Origin of the sequence: Escherichia sp. WS3063 (assembly GCF_046486595.1) — a bacterium.
GTDB classification, from domain to species: domain Bacteria; phylum Pseudomonadota; class Gammaproteobacteria; order Enterobacterales; family Enterobacteriaceae; genus Escherichia; species Escherichia coli.
On record NZ_JBJQKY010000001.1, the window covers coordinates 254275 to 272019 of the forward strand.

Here is a 17745-nt window from a genome sequence, read left to right on the forward strand (position 1 = left end):
AAAATAATCAGAACATCAAAGGTGCAACTATGAGAAAAATAGTGGCCATGGCCGTTATTTGCCTGACGGCTGCCTCTGGCCTTACCTCTGCTTATGCGGCGCAACTGGCTGACGATGAAGCGGGACTACGCATCAGACTGAAAAACGAATTGCGCAGGGCTGATAAGCCCAGTGCTGGCGCGGGAAGAGATATTTACGCATGGGTACAGGGAGGATTGCTCGATTTCAATAGTGGTTACTATTCCAATATTATTGGCGTTGAAGGCGGGGCGTATTATGTTTATAAATTAGGTGCTCGTGCTGATATGAGTACCCGGTGGTATCTTGATGGTGATAAAAGTTTTGGCTTTGCCCTGGGGGCAGTAAAAATAAAACCCAGTGAAAATAGCTTGCTTAAATTAGGTCGCTTCGGGACGGATTATAGTAATGGTAGCTTACCTTATCGTATTCCGTTAATGGCTGGCAGTTCGCAACGTACATTACCGACAGTTTCTGAAGGAGCATTAGGTTACTGGGCTTTAACGCCAAATATTGATCTGTGGGGAATGTGGCGTTCACGAGTATTTTTATGGACCGATTCAACAACCGGTATTCGTGATGAAGGGGTGTATAACAGTCAGACGGGAAAATACGATAAACATCGCGCACGTTCTTTTTTAGCCGCCAGTTGGCATGATGATACCAGTCGCTATTCTCTGGGGGCATCGGTACAGAAAGATGTTTCCAATCAGATACAAAGTATTCTCGAGAAAAGCATACCGCTTGACCCGAATTATACGTTGAAAGGGGAGTTGCTCGGCTTTTACGCGCAACTTGAAGGTTTAAGTCGTAATACCAGCCAGCCCAATGAAACGGCGTTGGTTAGTGGACAATTGACCTGGAATGCGCCGTGGGGAAGCGTATTTGGCAGTGGTGGTTATTTGCGCCATGCAATGAATGGTGCCGTGGTGGACACCGACATTGGCTATCCCTTTTCATTAAGTCTTGATCGTAACCGTGAAGGAATGCAGTCCTGGCAATTGGGCGTTAACTATCGTTTAACTCCGCAATTTACGCTGACATTTGCACCGATTGTGACCCGCGGCTATGAATCCAGTAAACGAGATGTGCGGATTGAAGGCGCGGGTATCTTAGGGGGTATGAACTATCGGGTCAGCGAAGGGCCGTTACAAGGGATGAATTTCTTTCTTGCTGCCGATAAAGGGCGGGAAAAGCGCGATGGCAGTGCGCTGGGCGATCGCCTGAATTACTGGGATGTGAAAATGAGTATTCAGTATGACTTTATGCTGAAGTAAGAAAAAACGCCGGAGAGAAAAATTTCCGGCGTTTTGGCTGTGAATTACTGCTGCGGAATAGCGGGTACAGCCGGAACGTTTAATGTCGGCATCGCAAACATACCCACGAAATCTTCCAGTGGCATTTTCTGCCCGTTTAACGTTATCTGACCGTTAGCATATTGCAGGCTGGTGGTGATGGTATTGTCCTGCAAGGTGGTCAGACGGAACATCTGCCCCATTGCTGATGCACCTTCAACTTGCTGTTTCGCCAGTTTTTTCGCTTGATCTTCCTGATAACCTTCCAGCTTCGCTACCTGAGTCATCAACTCAGTTGCCATATCCACCGGAATGGTTAGTTTCGCATCCAGAAATTTAACCGAGCGGTCCACTTCCTGCGCCAGCGTTTGCGGCGCTTCTTTGGTCGTTGCCGGATCTTTCAGGAACAGCGACAGATTCAGCGCACTTTCACCCTGACTGTTTTTCCAGCTTAGCGGCGCGATAGTAATCACCGGATCGCCTTTCAGCATCAGCGGCAGAGCGCTAAAGAAGGCTTCCGTCACTTTTTCCTGATAAAGTTCGGGATTGTTGGCAATTTCTGGCTGTGCCAGCAGCGCCTGAGTTTGCGCGTTATATTGCTGGCTAAACTGATGCCAGGCTTCGCCATCAATTTGGCCGACTTTTAAAGTCAGCTTGCCGCTGCCCAGATCCTGATTCTGTACCTTCAGGCTGTTTAGCGAGTAATCCAGTTGGCTATTGATCGTTTTACCGTCATTGACCAGATCCGATTTACCGCTGATCTCCATGCCTTCCAGCAGTGCCAGTTCTTTGCCTTCCACTGAAATGGTCATTTTTTCCAGTGACAGTTTTTGGTTTCCTACGCGCTCACCAAAACTTGCCAGCGTGCTGGAACCGTCGGTTTTCAGATTATTAAAGGTCAACTGCACTTTCTGGTTGTATTCGTTAACTGCGTCTATCCGACTACTTTGCGCCTCTCCGGAAAGGGAGATAGCTTTGCCGTCTCTGTCCGCATTTAACTGGAACTCGCCGCCGCTAAAGGCGACTTTTTCATCCTTTTGCTCGTAATTCAGCGGATTGAGCGAAATATCGGAACTGGAATCTCCGCTGTAACCAATGCGGGAGTTAATCTCAAAAGGCGTTTCACCTTTTGCCATATCAAACAGTGGCTTGCTAACTTCGTTATTAACCAGCGTGGTTTGAATTGATGCCATCGACGGGAGCAGGTTCAGTTTTTTTAGCTGGGCAAGGGGGAAGGGACCATGATCAACCGATTCGTTGAAGATGACGCTCTGACCGCTTTTAATCCACGGATTTTCTTTCCCGGCAATGGGTTTCACCAACAGTTGCAGCTGACTGCTGAATACGCCGCGATGATAGTTTTGATAACTCACTTCCAGGTTGGATTCAGGAGCGGTCAGTTTGAGTTGCGCGTTCGCCTGCGCGACCATGTCTTCGAGATGGGTTTCAATCTTCTTGCCTGTATACCATGCGCCGCCTGTCCAGACTACGCCTAGCGCAACAATGACGCCTACCGCTACCAGCGATTTATTCATAATGATTATCCATAAAATGAAATCAGGCGGACTGGCCGCCTGAAGGTGTTATAAGCCTTTAATAAGCTTAGCAAGAGATGTTAATTTTTTCAGTAAGCTCTTACAGCTTGTTGTAAACACGCGCTAAACGACCGTGGCCTTTGACAGTCACCGGTGATTCGTTGGCGGCAATAAACGCTGATTCACCCGGTTTAAGCTGTAACTGCTGAGAACCTTTACACAGCGTTGCATCGCCTTCGACGCAGAACAAAATGGCGGCACTCTGCTGGCTAATGGTGGTTTCTTTATCACTAAGGTCATGCAGCGAGAAGGCAAAATCATCCACAGGAATCGGGAAGTCCAGTTCTGCACCTTGTTTCACCGGCTGGGTCAACAACTGGTTAGCCGGTTTGGCTTCGAACTTCACATTGGCAACCAGTTCCGGAATATCAATATATTTAGGCGTCAGACCCGCACGCAGCACGTTATCGGAGTTCGCCATCACTTCCAGCGCCACGCCTTGCAGGTAAGCGTGCGGCGTTTCAGCGAACAGGAACATCGCTTCGCCAGGATTCAATTTCACCACATTCAGCAACAGCGGGGAGAACAGACCGCTGTCATCCGGGTAAAATTCAGAAATTAAACGAATCGTTTGCCACGGTTCACCCTGCTGGCTGTCGAGGGCCGATTTTAAAATCGCCAGCGCGCGGGATTTTTCTTCACCCTGCATATTCAACAGGCTGGCGAACAGTTCGCTTAAACGTTCGGCATCAGGCTGTTGTAAAAAGTGAGCAATCGCCGGATGTGCACCTGCGACCGGCTGGAGCAGGGAGACAATCTCGGAAAACTCACGAAACGCGTTCATCGCAAGGAAAGGCGTCAGCGCAAAAACCAGCTCCGGCTTGTGGTTAGGATCTTTATAGTTACGCTCGGCGGCATCCATCGGAATACCTGCGGCATTTTCTTTGGCAAAACCGATTTCAGAATTGCGTTTGTTTGGATGAACCTGAATGGAGAGCGGCTGTGCTGCGCATAATACTTTGAACAGGAAAGGCAGTTCGCCAAAGCGTTTGGCAACGGCATCTCCCAAAAGAGTCGCTTTATCACTCTCAATCACATCACGCAGTGAAACGATATCTCCGGCGGCATTCTGCACTCGTGAACTGCTTTTCGGATGTGCGCCCATCCACAGCTCGGCCATCGGCTGGCTGGACGGATTTTCCATACCATAAAGTTCAGTCAACGCCGTTTTGCTGCCCCAGGCATAGTTTTGCACTGAGTTAATGAGTTTTTGCATGATCAATCCCTGTTTTAATGTGGAAATTAATCCCGCTATTAAAGCAAGAATCCTACGGGAAGTAACCTGGAGCCGCAAAAAGTCGTACTAGTCTCAGTTTTTGTTAAAAAAGTGTGTAGGATATTGTTACTCGCTTTTAACAGGGCAACGGAACACCCGCCCAGAGCATAACCAAACCAGGCAGTAAGTGAGAGAACAATGTCAAACAAACCCTTTCATTATCAGGCTCCTTTTCCACTCAAAAAAGATGATACTGAGTATTACCTGCTAACCAGCGAACACGTTAGCGTATCTGAATTTGAAGGGCAGGAGATTTTGAAAGTCGCACCCGAAGCGTTAACTCTGTTGGCGCGTCAAGCGTTTCATGATGCGTCATTTATGCTGCGTCCGGCTCACCAACAACAGGTGGCCGACATTCTGCGTGACCCGGAAGCCAGCGAAAATGATAAATATGTGGCGCTGCAATTCCTGCGTAACTCCGACATCGCGGCGAAAGGCATTCTGCCGACCTGTCAGGATACCGGCACCGCGATTATTGTTGGTAAAAAAGGGCAGCGTGTATGGACCGGTGGCGGTGATGAAGCGGCGCTGGCACGCGGTGTCTATAACACTTATATCGAAGATAATCTGCGCTACTCGCAAAACGCGCCGCTGGATATGTATAAAGAGGTGAATACCGGCACCAATCTACCAGCGCAGATCGATCTTTATGCCGTTGATGGCGACGAGTACAAATTCCTCTGTATCGCCAAAGGTGGCGGTTCGGCAAACAAGACGTATCTGTATCAGGAAACCAAAGCGTTACTAACGCCGGGGAAACTGAAAAATTACCTGGTTGAGAAGATGCGCACGCTGGGTACGGCGGCCTGTCCTCCGTATCATATTGCGTTCGTTATTGGTGGAACTTCTGCAGAAACGAACCTTAAAACGGTGAAACTGGCTTCCGCTAAATACTATGATGAACTGCCAACGGAAGGGAATGAGCACGGACAGGCGTTCCGCGATGTGGAACTGGAAAAAGAATTGCTGATCGAAGCGCAAAATCTTGGTCTGGGTGCGCAGTTTGGTGGTAAATACTTCGCTCACGACATCCGCGTGATTCGCCTGCCACGTCACGGCGCATCCTGCCCGGTCGGTATGGGCGTCTCCTGTTCTGCTGACCGTAATATCAAAGCGAAGATCAACCGTCAGGGGATCTGGATCGAAAAACTGGAACATAATCCAGGAAAATATATCCCGGAAGAGCTGCGCAAAGCGGGAGAAGGCGAAGCGGTGCGCGTTGACCTTAACCGTCCGATGAAAGAGATCCTCGCACAGTTGTCGCAGTATCCCGTTTCTACACGCTTATCGCTGAATGGCACGATTATCGTCGGTCGTGATATTGCTCACGCCAAACTGAAAGAGCGGATGGATAACGGTGAAGGGCTGCCGCAGTACATCAAAGATCATCCGATTTACTATGCGGGTCCGGCCAAAACGCCGGAAGGTTATGCCTCCGGTTCTCTTGGCCCAACGACCGCCGGACGGATGGATTCTTATGTCGATCAACTGCAAGCGCAGGGAGGAAGTATGATCATGCTGGCGAAAGGCAACCGCAGCCAGCAGGTGACGGATGCCTGTAAAAAACACGGCGGTTTCTACCTTGGCAGTATCGGTGGTCCGGCCGCTGTATTGGCGCAGGGTAGTATTAAGAGCCTGGAATGTGTTGAATATCCGGAACTGGGAATGGAAGCCATCTGGAAAATTGAAGTGGAAGATTTCCCGGCATTTATCCTTGTGGATGATAAAGGAAATGACTTCTTCCAGCAGATACAACTCACACAGTGCACCCGCTGTGTGAAATAAACAGAGCCGCCCTTCGGGGCGGTTTTTTTACATGGCACGAAAGACCAAACATTTGTTATCAAATAGTAAATAATGAGTGAGCTAAAAGTTGCTTAACGAAAGCAAAACAGAAAGAAAAAATTAATCAGGTGAGGAGCAGGCCATGAATACAGTACGCAGCGAAAAAGATTCGATGGGGGCGATTGATGTCCCGGCAGATAAGCTGTGGGGCGCACAAACTCAACGCTCGCTGGAGCATTTCCGCATTTCGACGGAGAAAATGCCCACCTCACTGATTCATGCGCTGGCACTAACCAAGCGCGCAGCGGCAAAAGTTAATGAAGATTTAGGCTTGTTGTCTGAAGAGAAAGCGAGCGCCATTCGTCAGGCGGCGGATGAAGTACTGGCAGGACAGCATGACGACGAATTCCCGCTGGCTATCTGGCAGACCGGCTCCGGCACGCAAAGTAATATGAACATGAACGAAGTGCTGGCTAATCGGGCCAGTGAATTACTTGGCGGCGTGCGCGGGATGGAGCGTAAAGTTCACCCTAACGACGACGTGAACAAAAGCCAAAGTTCCAATGATGTCTTTCCGACGGCGATGCACGTTGCGGCGCTACTGGCGCTGCGCAAGCAACTCATTCCGCAGCTTAAAACCCTGACACAGACACTGAATGAGAAATCCCGTGCATTTGCCGATATCGTCAAAATCGGTCGAACCCACTTGCAGGATGCCACGCCGCTAACACTGGGGCAGGAGATTTCCGGCTGGGTAGCGATGCTCGAGCATAATCTCAAACATATCGAATACAGCCTGCCGCATGTAGCGGAACTGGCTCTTGGCGGTACAGCGGTGGGTACTGGACTAAATACCCATCCGGAGTATGCGCGTCGAGTAGCAGATGAACTGGCAGTCATTACCTGCGCTCCGTTTGTTACCGCGCCGAACAAATTTGAAGCGCTGGCGACCTGTGATGCCCTGGTTCAGGCGCACGGCGCGTTGAAAGGGTTGGCTGCGTCACTGATGAAAATTGCCAATGATGTCCGCTGGCTGGCCTCTGGCCCGCGCTGTGGAATTGGTGAAATCGCAATCCCGGAAAATGAGCCGGGCAGCTCAATCATGCCGGGGAAAGTGAACCCAACCCAGTGTGAGGCATTAACCATGCTTTGCTGTCAGGTGATGGGGAACGACGTGGCGATCAACATGGGTGGCGCTTCCGGTAACTTTGAACTGAACGTCTTCCGTCCGATGGTGATTCATAATTTCCTGCAATCGGTGCGCTTGCTGGCAGATGGCATGGAAAGTTTCAACAAACACTGTGCAGTGGGCATTGAACCGAATCGTGAGCGAATCAATCAATTACTCAATGAATCGCTGATGCTGGTGACTGCGCTTAACACCCACATTGGTTATGACAAAGCCGCCGAGATCGCCAAAAAAGCGCATAAAGAAGGGCTGACCTTAAAAGCTGCGGCCCTTGCGCTGGGGTATCTTAGCGAAGCCGAGTTTGACAGCTGGGTACGGCCAGAACAGATGGTCGGCAGTATGAAAGCCGGGGGTTAATCTGCAACATACAGGTGCAGCCGTGGAATGATCAAACGAAGCGGCTGCGCCTGTGGTTTATAACGGTGCTGCACATTGTCGGCATCGTAATTTAACAACTCACCAACGTCCGGCACGCCCGCGCCATTATCCCGATTAATCAGTGCAATCAGCGGCGTAGGGCAGGCGTGTTGTACTTGTTTTTGATCTCCTTTGTACCAGACGCGGGCAATCGGCTGCACTTTCACCGGACGTTTGATTTTTAACTTCGCGTTCTGTGGCAGGGCAGCGATATCCTGATATTCTCGCTCCAGTTTTCTTTGCCACTCCTCGCGCGTCCACGGTGCGACACTGCGTGGTGATTTCAGGCTTTTTTCCAGCTGTGCCAGGACTTCATCACGATGCAAATTTTTAATGATATGTTTATTAGCCCAGCCAAAACGTAAAGTGGCGGGGTCGTGCAGAACAGTGAGCGTGCGGTAGGCATTAAGGGTGATCAGCCCCGGCAAATGACGATGCACCCATTCAAAACGTGCCGCGGTGGGGAGTTCTGATTCAACCGTGACAATATGCTCGAACGTGGTCTTGAGTTTATTGATGTGCTGAATATGACTGACCAACGCTGCTTGCGAAAGGTTATCGACCTGGTAACACAACACGCCAGGTAGACGAACAGCGGCCTTGCTGCTGCGATTTTCGGACTGTTGTTGAATAAATAAATGGCGGAAATGACGCAACGCCAGCGACTGCGCGTCGTTGCCGAGATGTTGTTTTACCTCAATACGATTAAGCGGATTATGCTCATCCTCTTTTTTTACCTCCGGCAAAGAGAACACGCGGGCAACCAATAGCTTGTGTTGCTCAAGATGAGCGGCAAATGCAGCCAGCTCTTGTTCCATCTGGCGAAAAGTAGTGTTGAGTCGGTCTACGAGATCGTAACGCGCCATAATATTAACCACTTTAGTTACAACATCCTTATTTTATAGCACAATGGTGGTGACTTGACCACCGTGCGCATAGTGTCAGGCAGAGGTAAATTGCGGGATGTTATGCCATAACGGCCAGCTAAACGAGAAGCGGGCACCACCCAGTTCGCTGGTGTCACAATTAACCGTACCGCCCATTGCCAGTGCTATAGAGTGGACAATTGCCAGCCCCAGCCCGCAGCCGCCGGTTGAGCGATCCCGGCTGGGATCGAGGCGAACAAAAGGTTCAAAGATATGTTCGCGGTTTTCTGGGGCAATCCCTGGGCCATCATCCTCAACAATTAATGTCGCTCTATTCCCCGACAGTAGCAGGCTGGTTTCAACCGTTGAATGACAGTAGCGCAGGGCGTTATTGAGCAAATTATCCAGCACACGCTCCATTAAGCGCATATCCAACGCCGCATAATGGCCTTGCGCGAGCGTTTTTATCCGTACCGTTTTATCGGGCGTTACTGCCTGAATGTCTGCCAGATGCGTTGACAGCCACAACGGCAGGTCTGGTTCGCTAAGATGAAGCTCGTTTTGTGGGCGATCGAGTCGGGCATAAGTCAGAAGCTCTTCAATTAAAGCTTCAAGTTGACTGATATCGCGGTTCAACGCCTGGGATTCGGCGGTGCTCAGGTTATCGCTCATCTCCAGTCGATAACGCAGGCGCACTAACGGTGTTCGCAGTTCGTGAGCGATACCGTCAATAAGCTGTTTTTTGCTGGCAATCAAGGCGTTGATATTGTCCGCCATCTGGTTAAATGCAACACCAAGTCGTTCAAAGCTCGAACCCTCATCAAAGTGGATACGTTCATTGAGATGCCCATCGCCAAATCGTTGCGCCGCTGCTTCCAGTTTTAACATATCCTGCCAGTGCGGACGCATCCAGATAAACACCGGAAAGGCGAGGGAAATAGCAATAAAAGCGATCAGGGCGATATCCAGTAATCGCATCTGATGGAGGTAATAAAGATAAGGAACAGGACCAACTGCCAGCACGTAGTGGCTGCGCGGGATACGTTGCAAAAACGTGTACTGATCGTCCAGGGCGACAATTTCGCCGCCACGCAGCCGGTGCATGGAAATATCATCAAGATGGTATTTACTCAGCGGCTCGACACGCAGATCGAAAGAGAGATTTAAATCCATCTCTTTCAGCGTCTTACCCCAGTCGTGTGGGGGGATCTCACGCAATTCGCTGCGCATCAGATACAGCGAACTGTTCATCAAATCATCCAGCGACTGTTTGCCTGCGCGTTCGGCGGTAAATTTGTACACCAGCCCGACCAGCAGAGACATCACAAGGAAGCAGACAAACAATAACAGGTAAAACTGGATAAACAGTTTTTTCATCGCTTATTCCCACGCATGAGGCGCAAAAAGATAGCCTTTGTTACGCACGGTTTTAATACGATAAGGTTCTGCGGCGTTATCGAGCAGTTTTTTTCTTAACCGCGAAATAGCCACGTCCACGCTACGATCCAGACCGTCATAACTGACGCCGCGTAAATTTTTCAGCAATGCATCGCGGTCCATGATTTGCCCGGCATGGGTAGCTAATTCCCACAATAATTCGAAATCAGCTGTCGAGAGCGAGATTTCAGTGTTAGCCAGGGTGACTACGCGGTTGATGGGATCGATGGTCAACGTGCCGAAATGCAGGGCTTTGTAGGGAGTCAGAGACGTTTCCTGAATACCTTTGGTCACTGTAGCTTGCTCATTCTGACGCAAATGCAAACGTAAACGCGCTAGCAAAACAGCAGGGGGCGTCGTTTTGAGAATATAGTCGCAGGCGCCCATTTCCAGTGCCAGGATGTGGTTCATATCGCTATCGAGAGAGGTTAGAAGAACAATCGGTCCGGACCACTTTGCGCGTAAATCACGACAAATGGTCATGCCGTCCTTGCCTGGTAGCATGATGTCGAGTAACACCAAATCCGGATTTTCTCGCAGAATAGTTTCTTCGGCCCGGTCGCCGCGCGGTTCCACGGTAACCTGCATATCATGTTTTGCCAGGTACGCAGCAATCAGTGAACCGACTTCCGCATCATCTTCCACAAATACGATAGTGTTCATAACATTCACGGTAGATATAAAAACGTCACAATACACCGCGCTGTTTTTACTTACTATCAATCGTTTCTAAACAAGGTTTCATCAGGTATTCTACTGATGACTTGTTATGGAAGTGTTAAGGTAAAAAGATGGGGCTGGTAATCAAAGCCGCGCTCGGTGCGCTGGTAGTGTTGTTGATTGGTGTTTTAGCAAAAACGAAAAATTATTATATCGCCGGGCTGATTCCACTTTTCCCGACCTTTGCGCTTATCGCGCATTATATTGTTGCCAGCGAACGCGGCATTGAAGCCTTACGCGCAACCATCATTTTTAGTATGTGGTCGATTATTCCCTATTTTGTTTACCTGGCGTCGCTGTGGTATTTCACCGGAATGATGCGCTTGCCCGCTGCTTTTGTTGGTTCTGTTGCGTGCTGGGGAATAAGCGCATGGGTGTTGATTATATGCTGGATTAAGCTGCATTAACGCAGATGACGACCGCCATCAAGAGGGAAACTGCGTCCGGTGACAAAGCAACTGGTAAGTAAGTAATCGACCAGGTCGATTACTTCTTTCTCGCCAGGCGCGGTTTTCATCAGTGATTTATTCAGCGCCTGTTGTCGATATTCGGCATCATCATGCTCATTAAACAGGATCAGCGATGGCGCAATAGAATTCACTTTCACTTCCGGTGCCAGCTTGCGGGCAAACGAGCGAGTCATATTATCCAGTGCCGCTTTGCTTGCAGCATAGGCAATATGTTTGTCGCTACCGCGCTCCACCACATAATCGGTAAAGTGAATGATATCGCTGGCGGCGTGTCCGTGCCCACGCAGTAATCTTTCCAGTGCATGGTTGAGTAGGTATGGGGTATTAACGTGGATCTGCATCATGCAAGCCAGTACGTCGGTCAGTGATGTACCTGATTTTTCTGCCATCCACGCGCTGGCGTTATGCAAAATAGCACGCAGGCCATGGGTGCTTTTTAGTACTTCATCGGCAAACGCCATCACACCGTCGTTGGTCGAAAAATCAGCCTGAATACACTGCGCACCTGCTTTAATCAGTCCATCAATGGCTGGATAGTGCGTCCGATAGCTGATAATCACCGGTTGCTTTTGATTAATGAAATGCCATGCGAGGGCGAGGCCGATGCGACGACCACCGCCAGTAATTAATATTGGCAAGGGTTGGGCTTTACCCATCGTTATCTCCTTTGCTATCCAACGATGGGATGAACGTTATCCCACCAGCATCCAGGTCGCCGGAACTGAGGCAATTAACAGCATGCCAATCAGCACCATTTCCTGACGATTCAGTACATTATCATGGGTATGCGTTTTACGCGCGTACAGGAAAACCAGCAGCCCCGGTGCATACAGAACAACGGATAACAGCAAGTGCATTGGACCAGAGGCGTACAATAACCATAAGCCATAAATGCAGGCACCGACACCTACCGCTTTATGCAGTGGACGGGTTGCGATTTTTAGCAAGAACGCGCCGACCAGGAAATAGGGCACCAGAATCATTTCTGAGGCGATGGTCAGCAATGTGTTGTAATCGGAACCGGTCAGCCAGATGAGCACCAGACAAATTTGCACGCAGATGTTGGTCAGCCACAGTGAAGCGGATGGCGCAGCTTGTGCGTTCTGGCGCGCAAAAATGCGCGGGAATGCTTTATGAGTGGCGGCCAGGAACGGAACTTCTGCCGCCATGATGGTCCAGCTTAAGTACGCGCCGCAAACGGAAACGATCAAACCGGCAGCGATGATGATTTCGCCCCACGGTCCCATCATTTCCACCATCAGACCGGCCATTGACGGGTTACGAATTTCAGCCAGTTCAGGACGTGCCACCACGCCCAGCGAAAGCAGCGTTACCAGCAAGTAAACGCCCAGAGCGGAGAGAACCGCCAGCAGTGTCGCTTTGCCAACATCACGTTTATTACGCGCACGCGCAGAAACAACCACGGCACCTTCCACACCAATGAAAACCCACAGGGTGATCAGCATGGTGTTTTTCACCTGTTCCCACACGGGTACGCCAAGTGCAAGTCCGGTGAAGTCGAGCTTGAAGGTATCCAGTTTGAACATCATCATCGCCAACACAACAAACAGACCCAGCGGCAACAGTTTTGCCAGTGTTGCCACCAGGTTAATGCTGGCAGCGGTTTGCACCCCGCGCAGGATCAAAAAGTGAACAATCCACAATAAAGCCGATGCACCGACTATCGATTGCCAGGTATTACCATCGCCAAACAGGCGCAATTCCGGCGTGTCCGTAAAAAAGCTTAACGCGGAAAAAACGATCACCAGATAGGAGACGTTGGCGATGACTGCGCACAGCCAGTATCCCCATGCGGAACAAAAGCCGATTAGCTCGCCAAACCCTTCGCGGGCATAGGTAAAGATACCGCCGTCAAGTTCGGGACGAATGCGCGTGAGGATCAGCATGGCAAAGGCCAGCAATAAAATGCCAGCGCCAGTAATACCCCAGCCGATGAGCAGTGCTGCCGGGCTGGCAACTGCCGCCATATTTTGCGGCAGACTGAAAACACCCGCGCCCAGCATTGAGCTTAATACCAGCGCGGTGAGTGCGCTCAGTCCCAGTTTCTTTTCCATCGATATCCAGTGATTAAAACGTGATAAGAAGAATAAATATTAGGGCAAAACGCATAAAAATGGAGTTTGCCACTGAAGCGCGGGATTTTACGAAGAGATGTGTCTGCATGCAATGGTCGCGGGGAAATTTGTGACTAAAAATGCGAAAGGCGGCATCAAGCCGCCTTATAGGAGTAACTGAATAGTTATTTATACAGATCTGCGCTGACGGTCAGGTTATTACCACGTTCCTGCCACTGGCGGGTGATGTGGTAATACTTAGCACCTTTCTTCGCGGCACGTTTCGCAACCTGATAGGAGACTTCGGTCATGTTGCCGTAGTTGCCAGAGAATTTGATGCTGTCGAACGGGACCATCATCGCTGCGGTCGCTTTGTTCAGTTCTTCGACTTTAGTGCCATCCGGGAGCGTGACGGTGTAACGCCCGCCTTTTGATGACTGGGTTTCAAAGAAGCGACCGACTTCAGAACTTGGTGATGCGGTAGTCGCAACACCCGGGATCTCAACTTTCTTCGCAGCTTCGCCACCGGCAGCCAGAGCTGCACGTCCTGCTTCGGAATCTGCCGGGATGACATCCGGGCTCTGGACGATACGTTTCTTAGCATCTTTTTTATAGATGAATGCAGTAATACGCTGGTTGCCGCCCTGGTTGGCATCGATTTGACGAACGATGTAGAAAGAGTAGGCACCTTTCGCTTTTGCTGCTTTGGTGATGGCATCATTGACTTCTGGCTGGCTACGATAGAAGCCCTGGACGGTGACCGTGTCAAACGGTTCAATCAGAACAGCCTGATCTTTCGGCAGTTCGACAACACCGTTAATTACGCGATTACTTGTTTCTTCTGCTTTTTCAGCATCGGCTTTATAGAGGTCAGCGACCACACGCCAGTTACCGCTGTTACCAAAATCAGAAGTGTCGACAACATAAAAAGAGGCGGCACCTTCTTTATCTGCGCGACGAGAAACGGCTTTCACCGCTTCGCCAATAGCATTAAAACGACCGGTAACCACTACACGGTCAAAAGGTTTAACCGCTGCCGCTTGCTCCGGTGTCAGTTCTGTTGCTGCGTTAACGGAGAATGCCGTAGCAGAAAGCAGTGCCGACGCCAGGAGGGTGTTCTTAAGCTTCATAAAAATAATCCTTCGCCTTGCGCAAACCAGGTACTGGTATTGTTATTAACGAGAAACGTGGCTGATTATTGCATTTAAACGGTGTAACTGTCTGCGTCATTTTTCATATCACATTCCTTAAGCCAATTTTAATCCTGCTCAAATGACCGTCTATGCTTAAAAAAACAGCCGTATCAGCATCAATACTACTGAAGCAACTGAATTGTATAAGTTAATTTAATGTTAAGTAGTGATTCGTACCGGGGCGATGTCTCGTTTTACCCGACCGTCGAAGACAATTATCAGTCTTTATCCAGCGTTCTAAGGTGTTTATCCCACTATCACGGCTGAATCGTTAATATTTTGCGAGTTCACGCCGAAATACTGATTTTTGGCGCTAGATCACAGGCATAATTTTCAGTACGTTATAGGGCGTTTGTTACTAATTTATTTTAACGGAGTAACATTTAGCTCGTACATGAGCGGCTTGTGTGGCTCCTGACACAGGCAAACCATCATCAATAAAACCGATGGAAGGGAATATCATGCGAATTGGCATACCAAGAGAACGGTTAACCAATGAAACCCGTGTTGCAGCAACGCCAAAAACAGTGGAACAGCTGCTGAAACTGGGTTTTACCGTCGCGGTAGAGAGCGGCGCGGGTCAACTGGCAAGTTTTGACGATAAAGCGTTTGTGCAAGCGGGCGCTGAAATTGTAGAAGGGAATAGCGTCTGGCAGTCAGAGATCATTCTGAAGGTCAATGCGCCGTTAGATGATGAAATTGCGTTACTGAATCCTGGGACAACGCTGGTGAGTTTTATCTGGCCTGCGCAGAATCCGGAATTAATGCAAAAACTTGCGGAACGTAACGTGACCGTGATGGCGATGGACTCTGTGCCGCGTATCTCACGCGCACAATCGCTGGACGCACTAAGCTCGATGGCGAACATCGCCGGTTATCGCGCCATTGTTGAAGCAGCACATGAATTTGGGCGCTTCTTTACCGGGCAAATCACTGCGGCCGGGAAAGTGCCACCGGCAAAAGTGATGGTGATTGGTGCGGGTGTTGCAGGTCTGGCCGCCATTGGCGCAGCAAACAGTCTCGGCGCGATTGTGCGTGCATTCGACACCCGCCCGGAAGTGAAAGAACAAGTTCAAAGTATGGGCGCGGAATTCCTCGAGCTGGATTTTAAAGAGGAAGCGGGCAGCGGCGATGGCTATGCCAAAGTGATGTCGGACGCGTTCATCAAAGCGGAAATGGAACTCTTTGCCGCCCAGGCAAAAGAGGTCGATATCATTGTCACCACCGCGCTTATTCCAGGCAAACCAGCGCCGAAGCTAATTACCCGTGAAATGGTTGACTCCATGAAGGCGGGCAGTGTGATTGTCGACCTGGCAGCCCAAAACGGCGGCAACTGTGAATACACCGTGCCGGGTGAAATCTTCACTACGGAAAATGGTGTCAAAGTGATTGGTTATACCGATCTTCCGGGCCGTCTGCCGACGCAATCCTCACAGCTTTACGGTACTAACCTCGTTAATCTGCTGAAACTGTTGTGCAAAGAGAAAGACGGCAACATCACTGTGGATTTTGATGATGTGGTGATTCGTGGCGTGACCGTGATCCGTGCGGGCGAAATTACCTGGCCGGCACCGCCGATTCAGGTATCAGCTCAGCCGCAGGCGGCACAAAAAGCGGCACCGGAAGTGAAAACTGAGGAAAAATGTGCCTGCTCACCGTGGCGTAAATACGCGTTGATGGCGTTGGCAATCATCCTTTTCGGCTGGATGGCAAGCGTTGCGCCAAAAGAGTTCCTTGGACACTTCACTGTGTTCGCGCTGGCCTGCGTTGTCGGTTATTACGTGGTGTGGAATGTATCGCACGCGCTGCATACACCGTTGATGTCGGTCACCAACGCGATTTCAGGGATTATTGTTGTCGGAGCACTGTTGCAGATTGGCCAGGGCGGCTGGGTTAGCTTCCTTAGTTTTATCGCGGTGCTTATAGCCAGCATTAATATTTTCGGTGGCTTCACCGTGACTCAGCGCATGCTGAAAATGTTCCGCAAAAATTAAGGGGTAACATATGTCTGGAGGATTAGTTACAGCTGCATACATTGTTGCCGCGATCCTGTTTATCTTTAGTCTGGCCGGTCTTTCGAAACATGAAACGTCTCGCCAGGGTAACAACTTCGGTATCGCCGGGATGGCGATTGCGTTAATCGCAACCATTTTTGGACCGGATACGGGTAATGTTGGCTGGATCTTGCTGGCGATGGTTATTGGTGGGGCAATTGGTATCCGTCTGGCGAAGAAAGTTGAAATGACCGAAATGCCAGAACTGGTGGCGATCCTGCATAGCTTCGTGGGTCTGGCGGCAGTGCTGGTTGGTTTTAACAGCTATCTGCATCATGACGCGGGAATGGCACCGATTCTGGTCAATATTCACCTGACGGAAGTGTTCCTCGGTATCTTCATCGGGGCGGTAACGTTTACAGGTTCGGTGGTGGCGTTCGGCAAACTGTGTGGCAAGATTTCGTCTAAACCGTTGATGCTGCCAAACCGTCACAAAATGAACCTGGCGGCTCTGATCGTTTCCTTCCTGCTGCTGATTGTATTTGTTCGCACGGATAGCGTCGGCCTGCAAGTGCTGGCATTGCTGATAATGACCGCCATTGCGCTGGTATTCGGCTGGCATTTAGTCGCCTCCATCGGTGGTGCAGATATGCCAGTGGTGGTGTCGATGCTGAACTCGTACTCCGGCTGGGCGGCTGCGGCTGCGGGCTTTATGCTCAGCAACGACCTGCTGATTGTGACCGGTGCGCTGGTCGGTTCTTCGGGGGCTATCCTTTCTTACATTATGTGTAAGGCGATGAACCGTTCTTTTATCAGCGTTATTGCGGGTGGTTTCGGCACCGACGGCTCTTCTACTGGTGATGATCAGGAGGTGGGCGAGCACCGCGAAATCACCGCAGAAGAGACGGCGGAACTGCTGAAAAACTCCCATTCAGTGATCATTACTCCGGGGTACGGCATGGCAGTTGCGCAGGCGCAATATCCTGTCGCTGAAATTACTGAGAAATTGCGCGCTCGTGGTATTAATGTGCGTTTCGGTATCCACCCGGTTGCGGGGCGTTTGCCTGGACATATGAACGTATTGCTGGCTGAAGCAAAAGTACCGTATGACATCGTGCTGGAAATGGACGAGATCAATGATGACTTTGCTGATACCGATACCGTACTGGTGATTGGTGCTAACGATACGGTTAACCCGGCGGCGCAGGATGATCCGAAGAGTCCGATTGCTGGTATGCCTGTGCTGGAAGTGTGGAAAGCGCAGAACGTGATTGTCTTTAAACGTTCGATGAACACTGGCTATGCTGGTGTGCAAAACCCGCTGTTCTTCAAGGAAAACACCCACATGCTGTTTGGTGACGCCAAAGCCAGCGTGGATGCAATCCTGAAAGCTCTGTAACCCTGACGGCCTCTGC

14 protein-coding genes are annotated in these 17745 nt (G+C 50.1%); 6 read left to right on the forward strand and 8 right to left on the reverse strand.

Translation table 11 applies throughout. The features are described from left to right. The first annotated feature begins 29 nt into the window (after positions 1-29). Positions 30-1295, forward strand: a complete 1266-nt coding sequence (uidC, locus tag ACJHYW_RS01285) for a glucuronide uptake porin UidC (RefSeq protein ID WP_001227001.1) — start codon at positions 30-32, stop codon at positions 1293-1295. 44 nt (positions 1296-1339) lie between these two features. On the opposite strand, the gene ACJHYW_RS01290 is transcribed toward uidC, so the two are convergent. Both ACJHYW_RS01290 and manA read right to left on the reverse strand, forming a co-directional pair. Next, the gene (locus ACJHYW_RS01290; RefSeq protein WP_410233337.1) at positions 1340-2848 is read right to left on the reverse strand and encodes a YdgA family protein; all 1509 of its coding nucleotides are present in this window, start codon (positions 2846-2848) and stop codon (positions 1340-1342) included. A gap of 100 nt (positions 2849-2948) precedes the next feature. Then, a complete protein-coding gene (gene manA, locus ACJHYW_RS01295) occupies positions 2949-4124 on the reverse strand; it encodes a mannose-6-phosphate isomerase (protein ID WP_001170653.1) in 1176 nt (391 codons plus the stop codon). A gap of 198 nt (positions 4125-4322) precedes the next feature. Here manA and fumB point away from each other — a divergent pair, with 198 nt between their 5' ends. Together fumB and fumC are read left to right on the forward strand one after the other, a co-directional pair. Then, on the forward strand, positions 4323-5969 hold the full coding sequence (gene fumB / locus ACJHYW_RS01300; protein ID WP_000066623.1) for a class I fumarate hydratase: 1647 nt from the start codon (positions 4323-4325) through the stop codon (positions 5967-5969). Positions 5970-6111: 142 nt separating this feature from the next. Beyond that, complete coding sequence (gene fumC, locus ACJHYW_RS01305; protein ID WP_001099081.1) at positions 6112-7515, forward strand: class II fumarate hydratase; 1404 nt, start codon at positions 6112-6114, stop codon at positions 7513-7515. Here fumC and tus read toward each other — a convergent pair. The 3 genes from tus to rstA form a co-directional block, all read right to left on the reverse strand. Further along, positions 7512-8441 carry a DNA replication terminus site-binding protein gene (gene tus, locus ACJHYW_RS01310; RefSeq protein ID WP_001295399.1) on the reverse strand — a complete coding sequence of 310 codons (930 nt, stop codon included), beginning with the start codon at positions 8439-8441 and terminating at the stop codon, positions 7512-7514. The genes fumC and tus overlap by 4 nt on opposite strands. Before the next feature lie 75 nt (positions 8442-8516). After that, positions 8517-9818, reverse strand: a complete 1302-nt coding sequence (rstB, locus tag ACJHYW_RS01315) for a two-component system sensor histidine kinase RstB (RefSeq protein WP_000732514.1) — start codon at positions 9816-9818, stop codon at positions 8517-8519. 3 nt (positions 9819-9821) lie between these two features. Further along, positions 9822-10541, reverse strand: a complete 720-nt coding sequence (gene rstA, locus ACJHYW_RS01320; protein WP_001317857.1) for a two-component system response regulator RstA — start codon at positions 10539-10541, stop codon at positions 9822-9824. Positions 10542-10669: 128 nt separating this feature from the next. On the opposite strand from rstA, the gene ACJHYW_RS01325 reads away from it, so the two are divergent. Further along, positions 10670-11005 (forward strand): GlpM family protein, encoded by a 336-nt coding sequence (locus ACJHYW_RS01325; RefSeq protein WP_000524861.1) that lies wholly within the window; start codon positions 10670-10672, stop codon positions 11003-11005. Here the strand turns inward: ACJHYW_RS01325 and folM are convergent. From folM to ydgH, 3 genes are all read right to left on the reverse strand, one after another. Continuing rightward, positions 11002-11724: a dihydromonapterin reductase gene (gene folM / locus ACJHYW_RS01330; RefSeq protein WP_000513656.1), complete on the reverse strand. Its 723-nt coding sequence runs from the start codon at positions 11722-11724 to the stop codon at positions 11002-11004. The two genes, ACJHYW_RS01325 and folM, sit on opposite strands and share 4 nt — an antisense overlap. Positions 11725-11760: 36 nt before the next feature. Next, positions 11761-13143 carry an amino acid permease gene (locus ACJHYW_RS01335; RefSeq protein ID WP_000412379.1) on the reverse strand — a complete coding sequence of 461 codons (1383 nt, stop codon included), beginning with the start codon at positions 13141-13143 and terminating at the stop codon, positions 11761-11763. A gap of 185 nt (positions 13144-13328) precedes the next feature. Next, the gene (gene ydgH, locus ACJHYW_RS01340; protein ID WP_000769322.1) at positions 13329-14273 is read right to left on the reverse strand and encodes a DUF1471 family protein YdgH; all 945 of its coding nucleotides are present in this window, start codon (positions 14271-14273) and stop codon (positions 13329-13331) included. A 524-nt stretch (positions 14274-14797) separates the two neighbouring features. On the opposite strand from ydgH, the gene pntA reads away from it, so the two are divergent. Beyond that, positions 14798-16330: a Re/Si-specific NAD(P)(+) transhydrogenase subunit alpha gene (pntA, locus tag ACJHYW_RS01345; RefSeq protein ID WP_001298661.1), complete on the forward strand. Its 1533-nt coding sequence runs from the start codon at positions 14798-14800 to the stop codon at positions 16328-16330. Between the two features lie 10 nt (positions 16331-16340). Next, positions 16341-17729: a Re/Si-specific NAD(P)(+) transhydrogenase subunit beta gene (pntB, locus tag ACJHYW_RS01350; RefSeq protein WP_000014031.1), complete on the forward strand. Its 1389-nt coding sequence runs from the start codon at positions 16341-16343 to the stop codon at positions 17727-17729. Positions 17730-17745: the final 16 nt, after the last annotated feature.